The organism is Methylobacillus sp. MM3, assembly GCF_001645185.1.
In the GTDB taxonomy this organism is placed as follows: Bacteria; Pseudomonadota; Gammaproteobacteria; order Burkholderiales; family Methylophilaceae; genus MM2.
This window is the reverse complement of record NZ_LXTQ01000048.1, coordinates 1-385: the sequence shown is the minus strand read 5'-3', so window position 1 is coordinate 385 and position 385 is coordinate 1. Positions and strand designations below refer to the sequence as shown.

At 37.9% G+C, this 385-nt stretch carries 1 protein-coding gene; it reads left to right on the top strand.

Annotation, left to right across the window (positions count from 1 at the left end; translation table 11 throughout):
- Positions 1–17: 17 nt before the first annotated feature.
- Positions 18–385 (top strand): condensation domain-containing protein (locus tag A7976_RS11865; protein ID WP_205633513.1); only part of this gene is annotated, 368 nt, incomplete at its 3' end.

Sequence of the window (385 nt, the reverse complement as noted above, 5' to 3'; positions counted from 1 at the left end):
GTGTGATGAGTGCGCGTATGCATAAAGGCACGGAGCAAATGCTAGGCATGATTGCTAATACGTTGGTATATAGAGGGCAACCGTCACCTGATAAAATGTGGACACAGTTTTTACAAGAGGTTAAGGAAATGAGTTTGGAGGCATACGAGCATCAAGAATACCCATTCGAATGTTTAGTAAATGACTTAGATCAATCACATGATGCCTCACGGAATCCATTATTTGATGTCATGTTAGTACTACAAAACAATGAAACGAATCATGCTCATTTTGGGCATAGTAAATTAACACACATTCAACCCAAATCAGTGACGGCGAAATTTGATTTATCTTTCATCATTGAAGAAGATCGCGATGACTATACAATCAATATCGAGTATAATAC